Source organism: Acetomicrobium sp. S15 = DSM 107314 (assembly GCF_016125955.1).
Lineage (GTDB): Bacteria > Synergistota > Synergistia > Synergistales > Thermosynergistaceae > Thermosynergistes > Thermosynergistes pyruvativorans.
In genome coordinates, this window is the sequence record NZ_JADEVE010000317.1 from 1 (window position 1) to 331 (window position 331).

1 protein-coding gene is annotated in these 331 nt (G+C 50.8%); it reads left to right on the plus strand.

The features are described 5' to 3' along the window. A partial coding sequence (locus tag EZM41_RS14385; protein WP_342449285.1) for a hypothetical protein occupies positions 1–190 on the plus strand: 190 nt, incomplete at its 5' end. Positions 191–331: the final 141 nt, after the last annotated feature.

Sequence of the window (331 nt, forward strand, 5' to 3'; positions counted from 1 at the left end):
GAATCTGCACGACACGCCAAGCATGGTGAAGCCTCAAACCGAAAGGAGCACTAAGGCTAGTAAAACCATGATAAAGGCGCAGGATTTATGGAAAGAATTTCCAAACGGCGTTCAGGCCGGTGCCAACAGCGGTGCCGCCTATGGCCAAATCCCTCAAGTATTCCACGCTGGACGCGATCATCGACTTTGAACGCTCGAGCATGCCGACCCAGCCGGATATTATCGAATTCGTCGTTATCTATCATCCTCAGGGCCTGCGAATTCTTTCTGGAGAGGTGCCTCCTCCATCATCAAGTGAGTTGGCTGATATAATAGCGCCATTTCAGGATCA